At 39.0% G+C, this 21,493-nt stretch carries 20 protein-coding genes; 3 read left to right on the forward strand and 17 right to left on the reverse strand.

The genetic code is table 11. From position 1 onward, the window contains the following. Nucleotides 1-89 precede the first annotated feature (89 nt). The gene (locus ACIQXN_RS12690; RefSeq protein WP_402966867.1) at nt 90-662 is read right to left on the reverse strand and encodes an ANTAR domain-containing response regulator; all 573 of its coding nucleotides are present in this window, start codon (nt 660-662) and stop codon (nt 90-92) included. Then, nucleotides 637-2,097: a histidine kinase N-terminal domain-containing protein gene (locus ACIQXN_RS12695; protein ID WP_402966869.1), complete on the reverse strand. Its 1,461-nt coding sequence runs from the start codon at nt 2,095-2,097 to the stop codon at nt 637-639. Before ACIQXN_RS12695 ends, ACIQXN_RS12690 begins: the two co-directional genes overlap by 26 nt. Nucleotides 2,098-2,441: 344 nt before the next feature. Here ACIQXN_RS12695 and codA point away from each other — a divergent pair, with 344 nt between their 5' ends. The 3 genes from codA to ACIQXN_RS12710 all read left to right on the forward strand — a co-directional run bounded on the left by codA (nt 2,442) and on the right by ACIQXN_RS12710 (nt 6,831). Then, nucleotides 2,442-3,701: a cytosine deaminase gene (gene codA, locus ACIQXN_RS12700; RefSeq protein WP_402966871.1), complete on the forward strand. Its 1,260-nt coding sequence runs from the start codon at nt 2,442-2,444 to the stop codon at nt 3,699-3,701. Nucleotides 3,702-3,746: 45 nt separating this feature from the next. Continuing rightward, complete coding sequence (codB, locus tag ACIQXN_RS12705; protein WP_402966873.1) at nt 3,747-5,015, forward strand: cytosine permease; 1,269 nt, start codon at nt 3,747-3,749, stop codon at nt 5,013-5,015. Between the two features lie 871 nt (nt 5,016-5,886). Continuing rightward, complete coding sequence (locus ACIQXN_RS12710; protein WP_402966875.1) at nt 5,887-6,831, forward strand: hypothetical protein; 945 nt, start codon at nt 5,887-5,889, stop codon at nt 6,829-6,831. A gap of 207 nt (nt 6,832-7,038) precedes the next feature. On the opposite strand, the gene ACIQXN_RS12715 is transcribed toward ACIQXN_RS12710, so the two are convergent. The 15 genes from ACIQXN_RS12715 to ACIQXN_RS12785 form a co-directional block, all read right to left on the reverse strand. After that, the gene (locus ACIQXN_RS12715; protein ID WP_402966877.1) at nt 7,039-7,896 is read right to left on the reverse strand and encodes an aspartate/glutamate racemase family protein; all 858 of its coding nucleotides are present in this window, start codon (nt 7,894-7,896) and stop codon (nt 7,039-7,041) included. Nucleotides 7,897-8,001: 105 nt separating this feature from the next. Beyond that, nucleotides 8,002-9,309: an MFS transporter gene (locus ACIQXN_RS12720; RefSeq protein ID WP_402966879.1), complete on the reverse strand. Its 1,308-nt coding sequence runs from the start codon at nt 9,307-9,309 to the stop codon at nt 8,002-8,004. Nucleotides 9,310-9,448: 139 nt separating this feature from the next. Continuing rightward, entirely contained in the window at nt 9,449-10,828 is a 1,380-nt protein-coding gene (locus ACIQXN_RS12725) for an FAD-dependent oxidoreductase (protein ID WP_402966881.1), read from the reverse strand. Nucleotides 10,829-10,832: 4 nt separating this feature from the next. After that, nucleotides 10,833-11,279 (reverse strand): GlcG/HbpS family heme-binding protein, encoded by a 447-nt coding sequence (locus ACIQXN_RS12730; protein WP_402966883.1) that lies wholly within the window; start codon nt 11,277-11,279, stop codon nt 10,833-10,835. A gap of 19 nt (nt 11,280-11,298) precedes the next feature. Continuing rightward, nucleotides 11,299-12,033, reverse strand: a complete 735-nt coding sequence (locus ACIQXN_RS12735) for an SDR family NAD(P)-dependent oxidoreductase (RefSeq protein ID WP_402966885.1) — start codon at nt 12,031-12,033, stop codon at nt 11,299-11,301. Nucleotides 12,034-12,051: 18 nt separating this feature from the next. After that, nucleotides 12,052-13,464, reverse strand: coding sequence for an FAD-dependent oxidoreductase (locus ACIQXN_RS12740; protein WP_402966887.1), 1,413 nt, complete (start codon nt 13,462-13,464; stop codon nt 12,052-12,054). 17 nt (nt 13,465-13,481) lie between these two features. Continuing rightward, entirely contained in the window at nt 13,482-14,351 is an 870-nt protein-coding gene (locus tag ACIQXN_RS12745) for an isocitrate lyase/PEP mutase family protein (protein WP_402966889.1), read from the reverse strand. 12 nt (nt 14,352-14,363) lie between these two features. Beyond that, on the reverse strand, nt 14,364-15,146 hold the full coding sequence (locus ACIQXN_RS12750; RefSeq protein ID WP_402967127.1) for an FAD synthase: 783 nt from the start codon (nt 15,144-15,146) through the stop codon (nt 14,364-14,366). 23 nt (nt 15,147-15,169) lie between these two features. Next, on the reverse strand, nt 15,170-16,120 hold the full coding sequence (locus ACIQXN_RS12755) for a VOC family protein (protein ID WP_402966891.1): 951 nt from the start codon (nt 16,118-16,120) through the stop codon (nt 15,170-15,172). 115 nt (nt 16,121-16,235) lie between these two features. Next, nucleotides 16,236-17,201, reverse strand: coding sequence for an SMP-30/gluconolactonase/LRE family protein (locus ACIQXN_RS12760; protein WP_402966893.1), 966 nt, complete (start codon nt 17,199-17,201; stop codon nt 16,236-16,238). Between the two features lie 162 nt (nt 17,202-17,363). Further along, nucleotides 17,364-18,365, reverse strand: a complete 1,002-nt coding sequence (dmpG, locus tag ACIQXN_RS12765) for a 4-hydroxy-2-oxovalerate aldolase (RefSeq protein ID WP_402966895.1) — start codon at nt 18,363-18,365, stop codon at nt 17,364-17,366. Then, nucleotides 18,362-19,249, reverse strand: coding sequence for an acetaldehyde dehydrogenase (acetylating) (locus tag ACIQXN_RS12770; protein WP_402966897.1), 888 nt, complete (start codon nt 19,247-19,249; stop codon nt 18,362-18,364). Before ACIQXN_RS12770 ends, dmpG begins: the two co-directional genes overlap by 4 nt. A gap of 9 nt (nt 19,250-19,258) precedes the next feature. Next, entirely contained in the window at nt 19,259-20,029 is a 771-nt protein-coding gene (locus tag ACIQXN_RS12775; protein ID WP_402966899.1) for a 2-keto-4-pentenoate hydratase, read from the reverse strand. A 10-nt stretch (nt 20,030-20,039) separates the two neighbouring features. Next, nucleotides 20,040-20,507: a flavin reductase family protein gene (locus tag ACIQXN_RS12780; protein ID WP_402966901.1), complete on the reverse strand. Its 468-nt coding sequence runs from the start codon at nt 20,505-20,507 to the stop codon at nt 20,040-20,042. 15 nt (nt 20,508-20,522) lie between these two features. After that, nucleotides 20,523-21,476 (reverse strand): VOC family protein, encoded by a 954-nt coding sequence (locus ACIQXN_RS12785; RefSeq protein WP_402966903.1) that lies wholly within the window; start codon nt 21,474-21,476, stop codon nt 20,523-20,525. Nucleotides 21,477-21,493 lie beyond the last annotated feature (17 nt).

Here is a 21,493-nt window from a genome sequence, read left to right on the forward strand (position 1 = left end):
TCTCTATCCACTTACCTCTAAAGAACAAAAAGACGCTATAAAGAAGTTATTCTTTAAGCGCCTTTGCTTAATAAATCCTTATGTACTTGTTAATGGGAATACTTTGAAATAGTTTCCTGTGCAATTGACTCCATTGTCAGTTGACGGGACATGCTCTCATTTCGAAGTGAAGTATAGGCTTCTTTTTCCGAAAGCTCACTCTTGTCCATCAGTATTCCTTTCGCACGTTCAATAAGCTTTCGCTTCTGAACTTCATCCTGTGCAGACTGCACTGAACGCTTAAACGCCTTTGCTTTATCAGCCTGATGAAGAGCTACCGTGATAGCCGGAATCAAATTTGATTCCGATATCGGTTTTACGAGGTACCCGAGAATATTATCCTGTTTAGATTTATCCACGAACTCCTTTTGGCTGTATGCTGTTATAAGAAGAATTGGCAAATCAAGTTGGCGACCGATGATCTTGCTTGCTTGCAACCCATTCATTTTTGGCATTTTAATATCCATTAAGATGAGGTCTGGCTTCATCTCAAAAGCGAGTTCAATCGCCCGGTCTCCGTCTCCAGCTTCTCCTACCACTTGAAAATCATTATCCTGAAGCATCATTTTTAAATCCATTCGAATAATCGATTCATCTTCAGCAATTAGAATCCGTTTTTTCATGATGAATCATTACCTCCTGACTCAGCGGGAACTTGATTGTTGCTAGTGTACCATTTTGGACAGTTTTATACATGAATTCTCCCTCAAGGTCATTCACTACGAGATTATGAACGATTTCAAGCCCCAGCGAATACGAAGTACCCGACATCCCGACGCCGTTGTCACGGATGTGCAGTTCAGCAAACTTTTTATGAGAAAAAAACTCGATGTAAATAGTTCCGGATACCTCTTCAGGGAATGCGTGTTTCAGTGAATTTTGTACAAGTTCATTGACAATTAATGAAATTGAAACAGCTTTTCTGGAAGATGTTATTACTTTGTTGCCATTTGTCTCAATAACCAAACCTACATTTGTATAAAGTCCATTGAGTATCATCGACGAGCTAATTTTTCTTGTTAATTCGATCAGGTCCACATCGTCTTCATTCACAGTTTCATTGGCTAAAATCAACTCATACACTGAAGAAATGCTAAAAATCCGGTTCAATGTTTCTTCAAAATGGATTCTATTTTCAGACGGATAGATTTTGCGCATTTGTAGCCGTAGAAGACTTGCGACAGTCTGTAAATTGTTTTTAACTCGGTGGTGAATTTCCTTAATGACAACGGACTTCATCATCAATTCTCTTTCTTTCGTTCGAAGTTCTGTCAAATCCTGAATGATCATTAAAATACCCTTCAGCTCATTGGTCTTACTATGCATTTTCACTTTTTTCACTTCGATATTCTTGGACAGTACCGTTAATTCAGAAACATATACTTCTTCCTGGTTATCAAGTATGTCCGCTAAAAAAGGAAGTAGGGTTAAGATTTTTTCATTTTGAATGCTAACTGCTTGACTCATTTCATTTATAAATCTTACTCCAGCCGGATTAGCATACACAAGCCTCTGATCAGCGTCTGTAACGAGAAAAATCTCCATCAACAGATCAGTTACAATCGGATAATCATCAATAGTTTCAGCCATCAGATTCCCGAGCGCCTTAGAACCAAATGAAATATCATTCCGCTCATTCGACTTATTAAAAGTAGTAGCAAGTTCCTCTTCCATAATCAATGTTGCAATTACTTCATGGTTATCATTACGTATGGGCACGACACTTTGCTCAACAATCTTACCTTCTTGTGTAATAGCTCGATGCCCAAAGGACTTTTTTCCAGTACTATGACTATAATGAACGCCTGGTTCAAATGTTTCATAGACAAATTCCCCTACTACGGACTTTATATAAACTGCTTCCTGTGTTCTGTGAAATGCTTCGGCTACAACAATTGCCTGCTTGCTAGATTTCACCATACAGTCTATAAACATACACTTGTTAGTAAGTTCAGCATGCAGAGGTAGCGTAACAGCTATCTTAACAATGATTTGTATATCTGAGTCCGATAAGTCAGTATATAAATGGCAAAGCTCTTCAATTGTATTTTCGGTCATATAAAAACACCTTATCATTGGATTATGCAACACTATTTAATATGCTGATTCTTTAATTATGAATAAAATTTCAGATTATTCAAGTTTTTCCTCGTTAACCACCTCCCTCCACCAATGTGTTCGAATAATATGAAGTTCTATGCTCAACTATGCATTTCAATGTAACTAAATATAACATACATTAAAAAGTAATTTTATTTAACAAGACGTTTATTAACTATATTCTAATGATATTTAAAGATTGATGTTATATAACCTAACATAAAGGTATAGACAAAGGAAATTTTTTCATTTATAGTTTTAATATGCTAGCACCCACAAACAATTGAGGAGATGTGATTACGATGCTTTTAAAAAATGCTAAATTATATGGTAAAGCTGGAAGATGGAATATTTATATAAAGGACGAAAAAATCGTAAGTATCACTTCTTTCTCCTCTGAGGATTCTATAGAGAACGATCAAACAATTGACTTAGAAGGTAAACTCGTCTTACCACCTTTCGTCGAACCGCATATCCATTTGGATTGTGTTTTAACAGCCGGGACACCTAGATGGAATCAATCTGGTACCCTATTTGAAGGCATTCAAATTTGGTCAGAGAGAAAAGTAGTGTTCCAAGATACTAAAGAAAACATTAAGAACCGAGCATTGAAGGCATTGAATATGCAGATGAAACACGGTATTCAACACGTAAGAACCCATGTTGATATCACGGATCCCAGTTTTCTAGGGTTAGAAGCTTTGTTAGAAGTCAAAGAAGAAGTAAAACCTTGGGTAGACTTGCAAATCGTCGCTTTTCCCCAGGAAGGGATTTATGCCTACCCAAATGGAGAGGAATTATTAGAAGAGTCTTTAAAAATGGGGGCGGACGTTGTCGGTGGCATTCCACACTATGAGTTTACGAGAGAAGATGGCGTTCGCTCTGTGAAAAAAACAATCGAATTGGCCTATAAATATAACAAAATGGTTGATATTCATTGTGATGAGATTGACGATGAACAATCGAGATTTGTAGAAGTAGTAGCTGCCGAAGCTTATAAATTAGGAATGGGTGAGCTTGTAACAGCAAGCCATACAACCGCAATGGGCTCTTATAATGATGCTTATGCTTACAAACTTTTCAAGAAGCTAAAACAGTCAAATATTAATTTCGTAGGACTTCCGAAGGCGAATTTACATTTACAAGGAAGATTCGACAGCTATCCTAAGCGAAGAGGAATAACAAGAGTTAAGGAACTTTTAGAAGCAGATATCAATGTATGTTTTGGACTAGATTCGATTATGGATCCATGGTATCCACTAGGTGATGGGAATTTAATACGTGTTCTAGAAATGGGGCTACATGCATGCCATATGACAGGATACAACGATATTGTCACAGCGATGAAGTTAATTACTACGAATGGTGCTAAAGCTTTACATTTGAAAGAAGATTATGGTGTAAAAGAAGGGAATAAAGCGAATCTAATCGTCATTGATACAGATTCTGAGTATGAAGCCATTCGTTGTCAATCACCTGTACTTTACTCAATTAGAAACGGTGAAGTTATAGTGGAAACAAAGCCTGCTATAACAAAGATTAACATCCCTATTTTCTCTTGAATTTTCTTAATATTCTAAACATTATACAAAAAAGGAGGACTTACAATGGCGAGCCAAGACCAAGATTTTGCATTAGAACCCATTCCCAAGGAACACCGCAGAGGATTTATCCCAATGTTCTTCGTAATGTTAGGTTTCACCTTTTTCTCGTCCAGTATGGTTGCCGGAGGAACATTAGGCCAGGGTTTGAATATGAGAGAGTTTATACTTACTATTTTAGCTGGAAATTTCATATTAGGCATTTACGCCGCATTTCTCGGGTTCATTGGAGCGAAATCAGGATTGAGTACACATTTGTTGACCAGTTATTCATTCGGGAATAAAGGGTCCTATCTCACATCCTTTTTACTAAGTGCCATTCAAATAGGATGGTTTGGTGTAGGTGTAGCAACTTTTTCGATTATGGTGAATAAAGCAACAGGCATCAGCTTACCCCTTTTAATTATCATTTCTGGTATTTTGATGACATCCACCGCTTATTGGGGAATTAAAGCATTAACCATACTAAGTGTTGTGGCGGTACCTGCCATTGCGATTCTAGGTAGCCTTTCTATCTTCAAAGCTACGGATAATGTTGGTGGCTTCGCACTCTTAATGCAACTTGAACCAACGGAGACCATGTCCTATACATTAGCACTTTCTATTTGTATTGGTTCTTTTATAGGTGGGGCTACATTAACAGCAGATTTCACAAGATTTTCTAAAACGAGACTAAATGGTTTCTTAACGACTTTTATTGCTTATTTCATTGGTAACTCTTTGATGTTCGCCTTCGGAATGGTTGGAACTTTAGCTATGGGATATGCAGATATCTCAGACGTTATGTTGGCCCAGGGATTACTTATTCCAGCCATTATTGTTTTAGGTTTAAACATATGGTCAACGAATGATAATTCTCTTTACACCTCAGGTTTAGGATTTTCACATATTACAAAATTACCAAAGAATAAGATTGTCGTTTTTAATGGATTAATCGGTACAGCTCTTTCGTTAATCGTTTATAACAACTTTATCAGTTGGTTAACTATTCTAGGATCAACCATTCCCTCTATTGGAGCTATTATTTTAGCGGATTACTTTTTATTAAGAAGAAAATCAGGCTATGCTAAAAATGATATCAAAAATATCAATATGAAGGCGATTGTTGCTTGGATATTCGGGATAGTCGCGGCTAACTTTATACCAGGTATTCCCCCTGTTAATGCGATTCTCACCTCTGTTATCGTTTATAGTATAGCGATTGTTCTTGATAGGGTATTAGATAAAAATAAGGTACCAATCGACCAAGTATCTTCATCTTATATAGAAAAATAAAATTAGTTTATGTGAATACTGGTCAGAGGTAATTTTTCCGATTGCAAGTTAAGAAATATGAATAGAAAAATTATATATAGCTTTGAGGTATTTTTAAGGTAAGATCTAGATGAATCTTTAAATCTACTTTGTCTATTTCAATTATTTTGACGAGAAAAATGGACTAATCTAAATTATTGAGACCATATTAAACACCTTCGTAAATGTACACTTGAAATAAGTACATTAACGGAGGTGTTTTTGCATGAGCAAAAACGTATATTCAGGAGAAATGAAATAGAGTAGATGTGAAAGAGAAAATGAGTGCCTGAAGAGATTATGGAAAACTATAGGAATAAAAAACAATCTCAAATTCCACTATGGTTGAGATGGTATCGAGCGAACGAAACCCATCGTTTTGATCAACCTATGGAGATGGTCCTGAATGAAAAAGTGAATCAGAGCTACAAGATCATTAACTATTCCATTTGCAAATGGAAAATGACATGTATATGTAAAATACTAGAGGAGAAGTAAAAAAGTAAACCTTCTAGTATAGAGGCGTCGTCGTACCTATACTAGAAAAGCCCTCTTAACTGCCTGCAGGTTCCACGATTCGAGTTATTTTAGTTGGACTAAACAAGGTATGGAAGATGGAAACAAACCATCTACAAAACTTAAGATAAAGAACAAATCATAGGACAAAAGTCATAATTTAACGATAAACATCTATATTATTAATATATATCGATAGTATAATGATAAAATATACCTAATAATTGTTTTGTTTTTTGTATTTTCTTTTCACTCTCAGATTTGTCTTGTTCAACCATAAATCCTTTGACAAATTCATTGATTGCTTCAAATTAAAGAAATGGAGGATTAGCTACTCATGAAGAAAGTCTTAATATTAATTATTTTCACATTATCATTTGTAATTATTGATTTTTCTGGTCTTAACCAAACAACTATTTATGCTAAAACACACAATGTTCAAAAATTAGTAGATAAACAACTAGAGGTTGTGAAAAAGAAAAAAATTAAAGGTTATGTGTTCTATGAAGCATATCCTGTTAAATTTACAGGTAAAGAAATATCGGAAATTGTGGTTTCCAGCTATGGATTTGAAAAAGACACGAACTTCATTAATAAAACGTTATTGCAAGTGTATCAATACGATTCCACAAAAAAGAACTGGAAATTAATAAAGAAATTCACTAGTGAAAATGAAATGTATACCTATCGGCCACTGAGATTTATAACAAAAGGGAAATTGATGGACAATAAAAGAGAACAATTAGTTGTGGGACATGTATGGGGAAGTGATTTCTCACTAACTCCAATCCTCTATGGATCGACTGATGGGAAAACTATAAAAACCTTAATATCCCCAGGTGATGAGGGATTTGTTGATGGTAATGCCATAATCAAAAATAAGGAATTATTTTTTGTTGATTTTCTTTCGTCCGTTTCCAAAAGATATATGTATAAAAAGGGGAAATTTGTACAATATGACGGAACTGGAGCAGATGACCGCAAAATAGCTGGAAATGCAAAACATCTTCTTTTGTTGGAAAGACGAAACGGAACTATGCGTCTAGATGGAAATAAACAAATAAAAATGAAAGTTGGAGAAAGTTTCTCAATTATTCGTAAGGGGAAAACGGATCATTCTGATTATATATTTAGAATGTACACTACTATTAATAAAAATGGCCCACTTAAAAATACGGGTGGTGCACTTAAGGCCGTTAAACCTGGGCAATTCGAGATGAGTATTTTACTGAATGATAGATATGGGCCTTCGCTTCCTATTAAAATAACAGTTGTAAAATAAATCTAACATTTAGTGGGTTATTGTCTGACGTGACCAAAACTCGGTTAGGAAAAAAGGGGTTCGGAATGTTTGCACTTCAATTCCGAACCCTTTTTTTACTTTACTTTTCACTCTTCAATAGTAACTTTCAAACTATTTATCATTCAGTTTCATCAACTGCAATTTTTCACATGAAAAAATGCACTATCATTTATAACTTAAAACGTTTTAAGATAAAGTTGTTTTCTCCCCGCCTCTTACCGGGAGCCCATGGTCGTTTCTATGATCAGGTACGGGAACCAATCCGTAAAGTTCACGAAGCCTTGCGACTGCTTCTACAGGCGGTTTTGAATTGTAAAAGCCTCGTCGAGTCATATAAACACCAGAATTCTCCTTAAGATCCACTAACGATTCACACATTTTAATCCCCGCGGCAAAAGAGTCAATCACCGGAACATCCCCAATCCTTGATATTCCATGGGTTGCTAGGAATACATTCATTGGTCCTTCTCCCGGTACGATTATATCTGCTCCCTCAGCAATGGCTTTTTCAGCAGCCTTTTTGAACGAAGCTATTACAGGCTCTGGGTTTTCGAACCCGGCCAGTACTTCGTCAAACCCAATCTCTGTCTGAACAATCGGTCCGAGCTTCCCTCCCACCCCATACCAATCAGCATTTTGACGAAGCTCATCTGCTAGTGGAGCCAGGAAATTCACAACACCTATTCGATCGCCAAGCATGGAAGCAATATGGAAGGAGGCTTGACCATATCCGATAACAGGTATATCTACCAATGTACGGGCTTCTAACAGACCCACATCTGGAATTGTACCGATGAACATGGCATCATATCCAGCATTTTCAGCCATTATTGCTGCGCGAACAAACTGTTCACGATGCAAGTTTTGTAGATAAGAATAAGTAATAAAGTGTCCAGGATAATTCGTTGGATAGGTCTCTTTCTCCATTCCGTGGAGCACAACCTCTACCCCCGGACGGGCTATACGATCAATATGTTTTAAAACAGCATCCCGATATGGAATGACTGATTCAATGCTGGTTAGACTTTGATGCCAGATTTTCATGAGTTACCTCCTATATATATATGGTAGTAAATGTTTACAATTTACTAAAAGGGAATGTTACATTTTATTACTATCAAAGTCTTCCAAAGTCGTCGTATTACCGGTTTATACTTCCTCGCCAACATTCATCGTGAACTTTCTATGATATTGATTCAAGGTAATGAGCGTCAGCAAACTAACAAGCATAAACCCTGTAATGACTAGCATACCTTGCTGTAAATTTAAGACACCTAATACCAACGGCCCAATAAAACCACCCAAGGATGACAGAGTACTTACGAGAGCGATTCCTGCAGGTGCTGTAGATTCACTGAAGAAAAAGGTTAAATAAGCATAAAATGAACCCGAAATTCCATATAGTCCTGCGGAAGCTATTGAAAGCATTAAAATCATTAATGGTATGGTTGTAACAAAAGCACATCCGATTAAGCCAACCATAGCAATTGATACACAAACCGCCAGATGTTGTTTATGCTTATTGGTTCTGTCAGCATTCCAACCAACAAATAAAATTGAAGGTATGGCAACCAACGGAGGTATCATCGCAAGCCAACCGACTTCCATGTTTGAAGTACCGGACGCAGAAAGATTCTTAATAATGGTCGGTATCCAGAAATTTAAACCGTTCACAGATACAAATCCTGCAATATTAAATACTGACAGTTTCCAAACATTCGAATCTTTCAACATACCTCTATGCGAAGTTTTATTATGTGTTGCAGCTAACTTTCTTTCCGTTTCTAGTTCCCCTTCCAACCATGTCTTTTCTTCATTCGTTAACCATTTTGCATGGGCAGGGCGATTCGTCAAATAAAACAGCACAATTATACCTAACATTACAGCAGGGAGACCTTCGAGAATAAACATCCATCTCCAGCCAGATAACCCACCCCAAGCTATCTTATCGATAATCCAAGTGGAGAGCGGTGCACCAACTAATGCAGCTAATGGGAGGGCAACAAAAAACGCTGCAGTTGCTTTTCCACGTTCCCGGGTACGGAACCAATACGTTAAATATAAAATGATGCCAGGGGTAAACCCTGCCTCGGCGACACCTAACAAGAAGCGTAAGATATAAAGATGCACTGCCGATTGAACGAAGCCGGTAAGTATGACTATGATTCCCCAGGTAATCATGATTCGAGCGATCCAAAACTTTGCCCCAACCTTTTGCAAAATCATATTACTAGGTACTTCAAATAGACAGTAACTGATATAAAAGAATCCTGATAGAAGTCCAAACATTTCGGCTGATAACGCCAGTTCAGCATTCATTTCTAACGCAGCATATCCCATATTAACCCGGTCAAGGAAAGCAACAATATACAAAACCAAAATAAAAGGCAAAATCCTTACCATTGTTTTCTTCAGTGTACTTTTTTCTATTTCCTGTATGTTGATATTCTGGCTCATATCTATTCCCTCCCACTGAATGGGTTTTCCAAAAGACTAATTATCTCTATATAACCGAAACCAGTAAAGGTCTTTCTCCTGTGAGGCTCTTCATCCAGACGTCCATTTTTTAAAAGAATGCTGAACAACTGCTTGCATTTTATTTTGTTAACGATTTTTTATCCCTCAACTTATTTATAGCTTGATTCGCTGCCACTCTACCGAAAATGGCCGCTTTCCCTAAAGAACTCCCTGTCATGTACCCTGCTCCATGGAATCCACCAACCATCTCACCTGCCGCATACAAACCAGGAATCACTTCATCGAATGGATTGATGACTTCTGCTCTGGTATTAACCCGTACACCAGCGTATGTCGCTAGCATAGCCGCAACGGTTTCCATGGCATAATATGGTGCTTGTTGAATTGGCAACGGCGTTCCAAATGTATGAGTTAAAGTTCTTCTACCAAATACATCTTTTCCTGAAGCAATCCCCTCATTATACGATGCGACGGTCTGGATTAAGCTTTCAGTAGGTAGTTGGAGTAAAAGAGCTAGCTCTTCTAAAGAATCTGCTTTCACTATTAAATTTTCTGAATATAAAGAATCAAAATCATATAGGGCATCGTTTTTTACACTTTCATTCATAACTGCTTGATCAAAGACTTGGAAGGTTTTTTGTTTTTGTTGTAATGCTGCATCGCCTAATAATTTGTAAGAAATTGATTCATTCACAAAACGGTTGCCTTCTTCATTTACAATGATGCCACCCTTATAGAATGTATGGGCTTGGCGCTTTCCTTCATTAGTCGATTTTGGATGAAAACCATATGTCCCTTTCAAATTCGGAAAATCTATTAACCATGCACCTACAGAAGCGGCTAACTTTAATCCATCTCCTTGATTCCCGGTCCCTCCAAGGCGAATCGTCCCATCTAATTGAGGGGCATATAAATGTAGCATCTCTTCACTTTGAGAAAATCCACCAGTCGTTAAAATTACACCAGAATTGGCAAAGCATTCTTTTTTCTCACCATTCTGTTCATATACCACACTTTTAACTGTATCTTCCTTGATGATCAATCGATTTACAGGACTATTCAAATACAAGATAGCTCCATTTTCCACTGCCTTATTCCTTAGCGTGTAAATTGCTTGCTCCGGTATGATGGTATGTCCTCTTGGGTTAGAATGGCCACTTACTGCCTGACAATCTTGAAACTGAATACCATGTGCTACAAGCCAGTTATATGTTTCCAGTTGATGGTTTCCATACGCTTTTACTAACGCCTCATCATTTTGATGCTGGCCAACCGTTAACATATCCTCTATTAAACTAGCAGTTGAGTCTTGGATACCGAGACGTTTTTGAAAATCCGTTCCCGCAAAGGCCATAAAACAACCGCTTAAAAGGGAGCTGCCCCCAATGGTATCTTGTTTTTCAAAGATAGCGACGCTTAATCCTTGCTCGGTAGCTTCCAGTGCGGCACATAGGCCAGCCATCCCAGCCCCGACAATAATCACATCTACTTGGTTCATTACCTTATACTTCCTTTGTTGCTGCTAACAAAACGCTTAGCCCGGCTTCACACACTTGCATATCATGCGTGTAATGCCCACCGCTAACACCAATCCCCCCAACGCACTCACCATCTACTTGAATTGGATATCCTCCACCAAATACCACAAGGCGATTTGTATGTACTAATCCAGCCATTAATGGTGGATCATCCTTCAAGCGATCATACCATTCATGTGTCGCACGATTATAAGCGGCTGCTGAAAATGCCTTATTTTGAGCGATTTCCAATGCCAAGACAGGCGTACCGTCCATAGCAGAAAACGCCTTTAAATTTCCCGCTTTGTCTACGATAGAAATCGCAAAGTTCATGCCTAACTCTTTCCCTTTCTCTTCTGACTTTTTAAGTATCTCTTTAGCCAAATCCAATGTAATTGTTTGTTGTGTGTATACCTGTTTCAATTCTGTCATTATAAAATCCCCCATTTCATTATTTTGTAATTCCAACTGGCATACCAGCACCAAATGCTTCTACAGAAGTTGCCGATATAGCCTTACTCTTTGGTAAAACTAAATCCACAATTACATAGGCTATATCGATGGGATGCAGCCATCCTGCCTTATTGATATTTTCGCCTAGTGCTGCGGTCATTTGCGTGTCGACAGGTCCCGGACATACTGCATTCACTCGCACGCCATAAGGTTTTAATTCTTCTCCCAATGCTTTCGAAAAACCGATTACAGCATGTTTTGAAGTGATATAAGCACTGCGATCCGGACCACCTTTAGTACCCCATATAGATGAAATGTTCACAATAACCCCATCATTTTTTTGCTTCATTTCCTTTACAACTTGTTTGCAGAAATAGTACGGACCATGTACATTCACATCAAACATCCTTTGCCACTCATAAGTCGATGTTTCAGTAAAAGGTTTTAAGAGCATTGCTCCCGCATTATTAATTAAAATATCTACCGTCCCAAGTTGTTCCCTAACCTTCTCTACAACCGCTTCCACTTCCTCTTCATTCGCTACATCACATGAAACGCCAATTGCTTTGGTGCCATAAGTGTTTTGAATAAACTCTGCCACGTTTTCACATTCCTGCAGATGACGCGCACAAATGGCCACCTTTGCTCCGTAGGAAGCTAGTAAAATGGCGGTTTCTTTCCCAATCCCTTTACTGGCACCTGTTATAAGCGCCACTTTTCCCTCTAGTTCCATTCAAGACCTCCTCCTTCATTAAATCGTTTGATAGCTATCTATATACGACACGGCATGTTTACCCGCACGACGTCCGAATACTAAGCAGCGTAATACGGATGTACCGCCTGGATATTTTCCATAATAAACACCTGATGTTTCACCAACAGCATATAAACCAGGAATCGGCACTGCGTCACCTGTTAACACGCGACCTTCGACATCTGTTGCAAGTCCGCCGTTTGTAAATACGTTGCAACAATGTATGGGATAAGCAATAAAAGGCCCCTCATTTATGGGAATAGACCAATTTGATTTATTTAAAGCTAATGTCGTCGTCGCTAAACCATCTACTTTGTCATAGGTGAATTCCCCAGTCGGACAATCAGCGTTAAAATTATCTACCGTTTGCACAAGGTTTTCACGATTTACTTTGATTTTGTCGGCTAACTCTTCGATGGTATTCGCAACAATTGGTGGCCTATCGGTTTGTAAGGCCTCTTCATAATTTGGAATCGTATACATCTTTTGATCTGTAATCATATATGCAACATGATTTTCGCATGTATAAAAGATTTTGCGTGCTACTTCTTCGTACTGCTCATCAATTGTCGATACACCCTCATCGGTAAAGCGTTCACCATTTTGATTCACCAAAATTGCGTATGGAAATAACATAACGGCCGCTTCCTCACGACTACTCCTAGGGTCTACCGGCTCTGCATGAAAAGAATCGAACTGTCCGTTTCCTGTTGCACCAATTCGCATCGCCATTCGAATAGCTTCTCCTTTATTAAACAAGCCGCCTTCTGAAACCGGGGGGATTTTGTGTGCATCTCTCCCCACATATTGAGCCATCATTTCTTTATTGCCTTGAAATCCACCTGCCGCTAAAATTACGGCATTAGTTTTCAAGTAAATGCTACTGCCATCAGATACACGTACATGTAGTCCGTTTACAGCTCCTGTATCATCAAGGGTTAAGTCCCAAGCTGTAGCCTCATATATAATTTCAACACCTAAAGCACGAGCGCGTAAACTTAACGTATCAATAATTGCTTTACCTCCACCCACTGGTAACAAGCGTGGCCGCGAAGCGGTTAAAAACATTGTAGGTAAGAAGTCAAATTCAACCCCCTTGGATTCCACCCATCGTAACGTTGGCCCGGCCTCTTTTTCCAATGTTTCAGCATATTCGATATCAATTAAATTATCCGAAAAATCACGCATGTCACCCACCAAATTAGGTGCCGGTGTATCAATGTTTTCCATTCGCATATATGCAGCAGTCCAACGGGTATTCCCTCCCCGTTTTTCAAACGGCGCACGTTCTAAAATTGCAATAGAGAGTGATTGGTTTTGAGTTTTTGCCTCTTCCGCTGCCGCTAAAGCAGCTGCTGTTCCAGCTGCTCCACAACCAACGATAACAAGATCATAATTTACTTCATCCATGTGCATTCACCACTTTCTCACTTTTCAGAATATTTTTCTTCCATTTTATTTATTTCATGTAATTTAAATAATTCTTGTCGTTCCTCCCATGAGCAAATATATGGTGCTATATTTTTCTGTGACTGCTCTTGCTTTAAAACGTTCACCGCATCTTTTACTCCTTTAATTGCACCACGTAAAACCGTATTGGCACAAAGCATAACGCGATAACCCATTTCTTGTACTTCCGTTTGTGAAAATAGAGGTGTCTTTCCCCCTTCTACCAAGTTCAAAATAAGTGGAATGCCTGTTACTAATTTTGGGATTTCTACAATTTGTTCATATTCTTGTGGAGCTTCGATAAAAATGGCATGAACACCAGCTTCTTTGTACGCATTAGCACGTTTGATTGCCTCATCAAAACCTAAAACAGACAGTGCATCCGTACGTGCAATGATTGCCAGTTTTTCATCTTGACGCGCATCAAGAGCTGCATGTATTTTCCCTATCATTTCTTCTTGAGAAATCACTTCTTTACCATTAAAATGGCCACATTTCTTTGGCATGACTTGATCTTCAATTTGAATGGCAGCGGCCCCTGCCTTTTCTAATATTTTTATAGTTCGTTGCATATTAATAGAATTTCCAAATCCAGTATCTGCATCTACCACTAAAGGGACCTTTGTGATATCGGCCATCCAAGAAACAACCTGTGCAATTTCCGTCAACGTCGTTAACCCCACATCCGCCCAACCAAGTTGCCCATTGGCAATGCCGGCTCCTGTCACATAAATCGCTTCAAAACCCGCTTCTTCTAATATCCTAGCTGTCATACCGTCATATGCGCCTGGTAATAAAAGCGTTTCTTGCTGCTGTAATAATTGATAAAATTTTTCTGTCTTAAGCATGTACTTCATCCTTTAACTAGTTACTTGTAAGTCATGTGCGGCACTCTGATGAAAAACAATTGTAGATTCCTGAAAATGAAAGTTTTGATTGAATTGTATTTTTTGATCAAACACATGCACCACTTGGGAAATGGCCCGCTTTCCAATCAACACGGAAACATAATAACTACCTTCATCCGGGAGCGTATAATGCGCTTTCAAACCCTCATGGAAATGGTACTGGACTTGATAAGGTCTTCCGAGTAAAGCAGTCATCGTTTCTACTTTCCCTTTTCGTAAAAGTTCTCGTAAATAAGTGGAACTTACCTTAGTACCATACATTTCATATTTTTCTACGGCATCCACGGATAGAAGTTGTTCACTGTGCTCTGCAATCGTCTGAATCGTTCCCGCACCCTTTGCTCCATACGTATAATCAAAACCAGCTACCACGTGTTTCACTTGTAGGTTGATTAAATATTCTTGCACAAATGTTTTCGGTGTTTGAGATGCAAATGTCTTTGTAAATTCCACAATGTAGAAAATATCTACACCCAGTATCTTTAATTGTTGTACTTTTTGCTCCATTGGCATTAAATAATCGATTTCTTGATTTGAAAATACGGTTTTGGGATGTGGAAAAAAACTCATGACCGCTAAAGGAAGTCCTCTTAGCTTTGCTGATTTTTTAGCCTTTGTGATCACATGTTGGTGCCCCTTATGAACTCCGTCAAAAAAACCTAATGCCATTACACTTAAACAACTATTAGATTGAACAAATGATAGATTTTGTTCATTTACAAGAATCACTTTCATCACTCTTGCCTACCTTCCATACGTTAGCGAACTTCAATAGTTAAATTATTCAGTTCCTTATCCTGCACTGTGTCACCCCAATACGTATTGCAGGAAGATCGTTCTTCTAATGTCCACTCAATCGGCTCCCAGTCCGGTTCGAAAATTAGATACCCCCCTGAAAATAACTCGACACGACAACCACTCCCTGGATCTATGACATATAGATAGATAGCTTGTGTTGCACCGTGCTTTCCTGGGCCGATAAATTGCAATCCATTCTCTTTTAAAATATCCGCTGCTCGTAAGATATCTTGTGAATCATCCAACCAATAGGAAATATGATGCAACCGTGCCGGAGTTGGCAATGTATCTTTCCTTAGTAAAGCAACATCATGAACCAATGATGTAACACTTAACCAAGCTGCTAAGATACCATCATCACCGCGCATATATTCACGCATGTTAAAGCCTAAAACATTCGTTAAAAATTCATAGGAAGCGTTTACATCGGTAGACGTATGAATATTCACATGATCGAAGCGTCGAGGTGAAATACCCTTTCGCCATGATTGATACACCTGATTTTTTAATACCGATGCATTTCCATTTATTGCTTTCGGCTTCTCAACATCATAATATAGTTCAAATGTATGACCACTCGGCATCTTAAACCGAATAGAATCTCCAATTCCAACTGTTGTCCCTTTTGGATATTCTTCAAAGGCCATTTCGTGTTTTTCCAATATTCCCTTAAAGTTTTCAACGCATTTTGCTGTTTTTGTACGCCAGCCAATATGTTTCACATAGCCTTCCTCTCCAGCTTCCAAGCTTAATGTGTGATGTTGAAAATCGCTATATGCACGTAAATAATGAACACCATTTACCTCCTCAGTTTCTTCCAAGCCGATCACTTCTTTGAAAAAGAATAGTGATTTATTTAAATCGCTCGTAACTAATGCAACATGTCCTAACTTCGCAATTTCTGGTTTCAATGATCCTCTTCCTTCCTGTATGAAAATTCGATTAGCATTGCTTTCATTTTACAAACTTTTTTTATTGAAAACTACGAATCATTTATCTGAAATTCAATCATTTTTCCATAAAGAACTACCGAATTTTCGCTTTATCCTCATTGGTAATAAACTGATAGTTTGCCACTCCTCGTTGTTCAATCGGAATAGCTAATAAATATCCCGCAAGAGGTTCCCGCTTAACCTTGTCCTCAGGTAATGGTTCATAGGCAGTCGTGACAAACAAGGTATCTAGGTTTTCACCACCGATTGTGCAAGAGGTCACGTGTGATAACGGCAGTTCAATCTCTTGAATGACCTCCATCTTTTTAGGACAGATACATACAATTCGCGTCGGTTTCTTTAAGCGAGCTGCTATGGCACCACCTTTATATAAAGCTACCCATAGGTTTCCATCCGCATCGATTGCCATACCATCAGGGAAACCTTCATCCATTTCAAAGGAGTAGACGATTTTTTCAAAATGAATATCGCCATTTTCTTTCAGCTGATATTGGAAAATAAGGTGCTTAGAGGAGTCAATATGATAAAAGTTATTGGTTTTGCGATTCCAATCCAAGCCATTTGAAAATGTTATATTTTCCAGCTTCACTGAAATATTTCCCCCAGCATCAATACTAAACAACTTGGAACTTTCAAATGGGTAATGTGACAATGCTGTATAAGGTGATTCTTTGAACCGTTTAAAAAAACCGTCCGACAAGCCTACCCAAATCTGTCCATCCGGTCCGCACTTTCCATCATTCAAATAGTGAATATCATTGAGTCCCTCTGGTTTGGCAAAAGGCATTTTAATACCTTTTTTAAAATTCAAATAATATAAACCATCTTTATAAATGCCAATAAACTGTCCATCCGCTGCTGGCACTATAGATTTGATCCAACCAAATGCATCATATACACTTTCTTGCTCCGTATCCGGGTTGTACGTAACGATTTTCTTTGCCGCAATATCCAACCAAATTAAACCATATCCTTCATGCCAAATCGGCCCATCTCCAAATTTCGCGCGGTAGTTTCCACATTTTTTTATTATAATCACCCACTATTTCAATATCGTGCTATCCTATATTCCCTTCTGATACTGAAACTAGTTTTCACAAGGGTGAACTTGCTCGGAAAAACGGATAGAGTTCAAATGGAGTAAATTGTAAAAAAAGAAAGAGTCTTTAGCTCTTTCTTTTCTTACGTTATGAGAGTGTATTTACTTTGCGTGCTGCAATTGCTGTGCTACTTCATAAATCAAGTCTTCCTGACCCCCAACTGCCTTGCGCTTTCCTAGTTCTACTAAAATATCACGTTCATCTACCTGGAATTGTCTTGCAGCTTTTTCAGTGTGAAGTAAAAAGCTCGAATATACTCCCGCATAGCCCATCATAAGGCTTGAACCCGATATTTCTTGCGGTCTCGGCAAGATTGGCGCTACAGTATTATTTGCCGTATCAATGATTTTGTATAAATCAATACCAGTTTGAATATGGAGACGATCTAAAACAGCAATCAAAGCTTCTGTTTGAGTATTGCCACTACCGGCCCCAAGCGCACGTAGAGAACCATCAATATATGTAGCTCCTGCTTCAATAGCTGCTAGTGAATTCGCCATCGCTAAAGACATATTATTATGTGCATGGAAGCCGATTTCACAGTGCACATGCTGCTTTAAGGCTTGGATGCGTTCCGTCACTTGATTCGGTAACAAATGCCCTGCCGAATCGGTCACGTAAATGATATCCGCACCGTATTGCTCGAACAATTTCGCCTGTTCTACAATGACATCGACTTGTGCCATATGCGCCATCATTAGAAAGCCCGCTGTTTTTAAACCTAATTCCTTACTCATGGCAATATGTTGTGCAGCTATATTCGCTTCCGTTACATGCGTTGCAATACGGGCCATTTTCGCCCCAACTTTTACCGCCTCTTTTATATCTTCCTTAATACCGATTCCTGGTATTAAAAGTACGGCTACTTCTGCCTGCTGACATTCATCGACAGCCGCTTCAATGAGTTTCAGTTCATCTACCAAGGAAAAACCGTATTGTAAACTGGAACCGCCAAGCCCATCACCATGAGCAACCTCAAAATATTCCACTCCTGCCTGATCCAACCCTCTTGCAATATCTCTTACTTGCTGCTCGGTGAAAGCATGTTTCATTGAATGACTGCCATCCCGTAATGATACATCCAACACATGAACATCCCTCATGAAACCGCCCCTCCCTGAGCCAACATACTCTTCGCCATTTCATTAGCCACCCGCGCAGCCGCTGCGGTCATAATATCTAAATTTCCTGAGAAGGCTGGAAAGAAATCGCCTGCCCCTTCAACCTCTATGAATACAGAAATCTTATTTTCTTCAAAAATAGGTTCTCCACGTAAACGATAGCCTGGCACGTATTCCTGCACTTCCTGGACCATAGCTCGAATGGAGCTAATGATTTCCTCTTCCTTTCCCTTTTCTGAAACAAGGGCATGAACCGTATCTCGCATAATGATTGGTGGCTCAGCAGGATTAAGGATTATGATGGCCTTACCCTTTTTAGCACCGCCTACGACTTCGATTGCACGAGATGTCGTACGTGTAAATTCATCGATGTTAGCTCGCGTGCCAGGGCCTGCACTTTTGCTCGCAACCGTGGCAACTATTTCGGCATAATCTACAGCTACTACACGACTGATGGCATGTACGATGGGAATCGTCGCTTGTCCACCACATGTCACCATGTTGACATTATCTTTATCAAAATGCTCCGTTAAATTAACAGGCGGGACTGTGAAAGGACCGATTGCTGCCGGGGTTAAATCAATCATCTTTTTACCGGCGGATTTGATTACCTCGTAATTTTCAGCATGGGCGTAAGCACTTGTTGCATCGAAAACGATATCAACGAGACCCAGCTGATTTTTCAACCCCTCTATCCCATTTTCAATCGTATGATAACCTCGATCCCTTGCTCGTTTTAAGCCTTCTGAATTCTTATCGATACCGATCATGACCGACATTTCCAATGCATCGCAGCGTTCAATTTTATACATTAAATCTGTTCCAATATTGCCGGAACCGATAATTCCCACTTTTAGTTTTTCCATATTGTCACCTCAGTCTGAAAAAGTTACCTTCATGTGGCCATATGGGCCATAATCTATTTCGAATACATCTCCCGATACAAAGGGAACAGCCTTTGTGATTGCACCTGAAAGAATAAATTGTCCTGCTTTTAATGTAATATCATAGGCTGCTAACATGTTCGCCAGCCAGGCCACGGCCTTTGCTGGGTTCTCCATGACCGCATTGCTAATTCCTTCATCGAATACCAAACCATTTTTCATAGCGGTAATCTTAATATTTGCCAACTCATCCATTGTTGGTTGGGAATATACATCACCAAGTATGGCACCGGCCGATGAACCATTATCAGCAACCGTATCCTCAAAACGGAATTTCCAGTCTCTTATCCGGCTATCGATTATTTCTATTGCCGGCACAACCGCTTCCGTTGCCTGTAAAACATGTTCCGCCGTTATGTTGGGGCCTTGCAAATCTTCCTTTAATATAAAGGCGATTTCAAATTCTACCTTTGGACTGATAAAATTCGAAACGGATACAACACTATTATTCTCGAAAACCATATTGTTCAAAATATGTCCAAAATCCGGTGAATCCACACCGAACATGTCCTGCATGACCTTACTTGTCAACCCGATTTTCATGCCTACCAAATTAGCACTTTCCAATTTCTTTTGAATCTGCAGCAGTTGAATATGATATGCATCATCTACCGAGATTTTAGTTGTGGATGTAAAAGGTTCAATAGGTGTCTTGTTTTTTTCAGCATCTAGTAATGCCTGGCTTGCTGTTTGAATGTTCATGGTTCCCCCCCTATACGACAGTTTGCAGTGAGTAGTATTTCCCTGAATAGAATAATAAAGGTTCTTTTTCTTCCAAGAGAATATCCTGCACTTTACCGATAAATAATGTATGATCTCCCTCAACATATGAAGAAACCACTTCGCAGCTAATCTGGGCTAAAGCACCTGGTAGCACCGGAACCCCAGCCAATGTACCAAATTCAATATCTATTTCACCCTTCTTCTGACCGGCAAATATCATCGAATGTTCTTGCTGATCTTCGGCTAATATATTGACTCCAAATTGGCCACTTTCACGAATTTTGTTAAGACAGCGAGCATTTTCACCAATTGAAATAACAACTAATTTGGGATTAAGGGATACGGACATGAAAGCATTAGCCGTCATCCCGTGCACCTTGCCATCATGCTTTGTTGTGATCACTGTCACGCCTGTCGAAAATTTCCCCATTGTATCTCGAAATAAACGATCGTCCATACAGATTCCCCTCCTTTATGCTTTAATGGTTGGATTATTTTCTGTATTCGCATCCATTTGATCTCCCCAATACGTGAAACCGATATCCATTTCATCAACCGACCAACGAATTGGTTCCCAGTCTGGTTCAAAAATTAAATAGCCATTTGTAAAAATCTCCAATCTAACGCCACTACCGGGATCAATGGCATATATATACATGGCTTGTGAGATACCATGCTTTCCAGGTCCTTTGAAGAAGATTCCATTTTCTTTTAAAATATCTGCCGCTCTCAATAAATCTTGTGCATTATCTAGCCAGTAAGCGATATGATGGACTTCATGTGTTGACGGTGAATTTGGATCGAAGCTAAAGGCTATGTCATGGACCAATGGAGTGACACTCATCCAAGCTCCTACATACGTACCATCTGGCGCCTCTACATATTCACGGAGATTAAATCCTAGGTGTTCTTGCATGAAGTCTACCAATTCATTCGCAGGCAATGAACTTAATAGATTTACATGGTCAATTCTGCGTGGAGACACACCTTTGTTCCAAGATTTATGTGTTTGATTTTTTAGCACAGAACGTGTTTCTGGAGAAGCTAATGTTTTTTCCATATCGTAATAGATTTCAAAAGTATGATTGCTTGGTAGTTTGAAACGGAATGCCTTTCCTTGTCCTTTTTCGGTTCCTTCTTCTACCCATTCGATGGCTATACCGCTATTTTCGAGTTGCTCAGCAAATAAATCGACATCTTCACGACGCTTTGTACGCCAGGCAATGTGATCTAAGTAAGCTTCCTCTCCAGCACGTATCGACAATGTATGGTGCTCGAAGTCTCCCCATGCCCGAAGGTAATGGACGCCATTCATTACATCAGTTTCCTCTAATCCAACCACTTCTTTAAAGAACCAAAGTGATTTTTCTAAATCTGTACTTACTAACCCAAAATGACCCAATTTTGAAATTTCTGCTTTACTCATACCCTTTCCCCCTTATC

The organism is Peribacillus sp. NPDC097295, assembly GCF_044761665.1.
In the GTDB taxonomy this organism is placed as follows: Bacteria; Bacillota; Bacilli; order Bacillales; family DSM-1321; genus Peribacillus.

What these genes read in the sequence shown, in the direction of transcription:
- ACIQXN_RS12690 (WP_402966867.1), bottom strand. Translation starts at nt 662, where the DNA reads ATGAAAAAACGGATTCTAATTGCTGAAGATGAATCGATTATTCGAATG.
- ACIQXN_RS12695 (WP_402966869.1), bottom strand. Translation starts at nt 2,097, where the DNA reads ATGACCGAAAATACAATTGAAGAGCTTTGCCATTTATATACTGACTTA.
- codA (WP_402966871.1), top strand. Translation starts at nt 2,442, where the DNA reads ATGCTTTTAAAAAATGCTAAATTATATGGTAAAGCTGGAAGATGGAAT.
- codB (WP_402966873.1), top strand. Translation starts at nt 3,747, where the DNA reads ATGGCGAGCCAAGACCAAGATTTTGCATTAGAACCCATTCCCAAGGAA.
- ACIQXN_RS12710 (WP_402966875.1), top strand. Translation starts at nt 5,887, where the DNA reads ATGAAGAAAGTCTTAATATTAATTATTTTCACATTATCATTTGTAATT.
- ACIQXN_RS12715 (WP_402966877.1), bottom strand. Translation starts at nt 7,896, where the DNA reads ATGAAAATCTGGCATCAAAGTCTAACCAGCATTGAATCAGTCATTCCA.
- ACIQXN_RS12720 (WP_402966879.1), bottom strand. Translation starts at nt 9,309, where the DNA reads ATGAGCCAGAATATCAACATACAGGAAATAGAAAAAAGTACACTGAAG.
- ACIQXN_RS12725 (WP_402966881.1), bottom strand. Translation starts at nt 10,828, where the DNA reads ATGAACCAAGTAGATGTGATTATTGTCGGGGCTGGGATGGCTGGCCTA.
- ACIQXN_RS12730 (WP_402966883.1), bottom strand. Translation starts at nt 11,279, where the DNA reads ATGACAGAATTGAAACAGGTATACACACAACAAACAATTACATTGGAT.
- ACIQXN_RS12735 (WP_402966885.1), bottom strand. Translation starts at nt 12,033, where the DNA reads ATGGAACTAGAGGGAAAAGTGGCGCTTATAACAGGTGCCAGTAAAGGG.
- ACIQXN_RS12740 (WP_402966887.1), bottom strand. Translation starts at nt 13,464, where the DNA reads ATGGATGAAGTAAATTATGATCTTGTTATCGTTGGTTGTGGAGCAGCT.
- ACIQXN_RS12745 (WP_402966889.1), bottom strand. Translation starts at nt 14,351, where the DNA reads ATGCTTAAGACAGAAAAATTTTATCAATTATTACAGCAGCAAGAAACG.
- ACIQXN_RS12750 (WP_402967127.1), bottom strand. Translation starts at nt 15,146, where the DNA reads ATGAAAGTGATTCTTGTAAATGAACAAAATCTATCATTTGTTCAATCT.
- dmpG (WP_402966895.1), bottom strand. Translation starts at nt 18,365, where the DNA reads ATGAGGGATGTTCATGTGTTGGATGTATCATTACGGGATGGCAGTCAT.
- ACIQXN_RS12770 (WP_402966897.1), bottom strand. Translation starts at nt 19,249, where the DNA reads ATGGAAAAACTAAAAGTGGGAATTATCGGTTCCGGCAATATTGGAACA.
- ACIQXN_RS12775 (WP_402966899.1), bottom strand. Translation starts at nt 20,029, where the DNA reads ATGAACATTCAAACAGCAAGCCAGGCATTACTAGATGCTGAAAAAAAC.
- ACIQXN_RS12780 (WP_402966901.1), bottom strand. Translation starts at nt 20,507, where the DNA reads ATGGACGATCGTTTATTTCGAGATACAATGGGGAAATTTTCGACAGGC.
- ACIQXN_RS12785 (WP_402966903.1), bottom strand. Translation starts at nt 21,476, where the DNA reads ATGAGTAAAGCAGAAATTTCAAAATTGGGTCATTTTGGGTTAGTAAGT.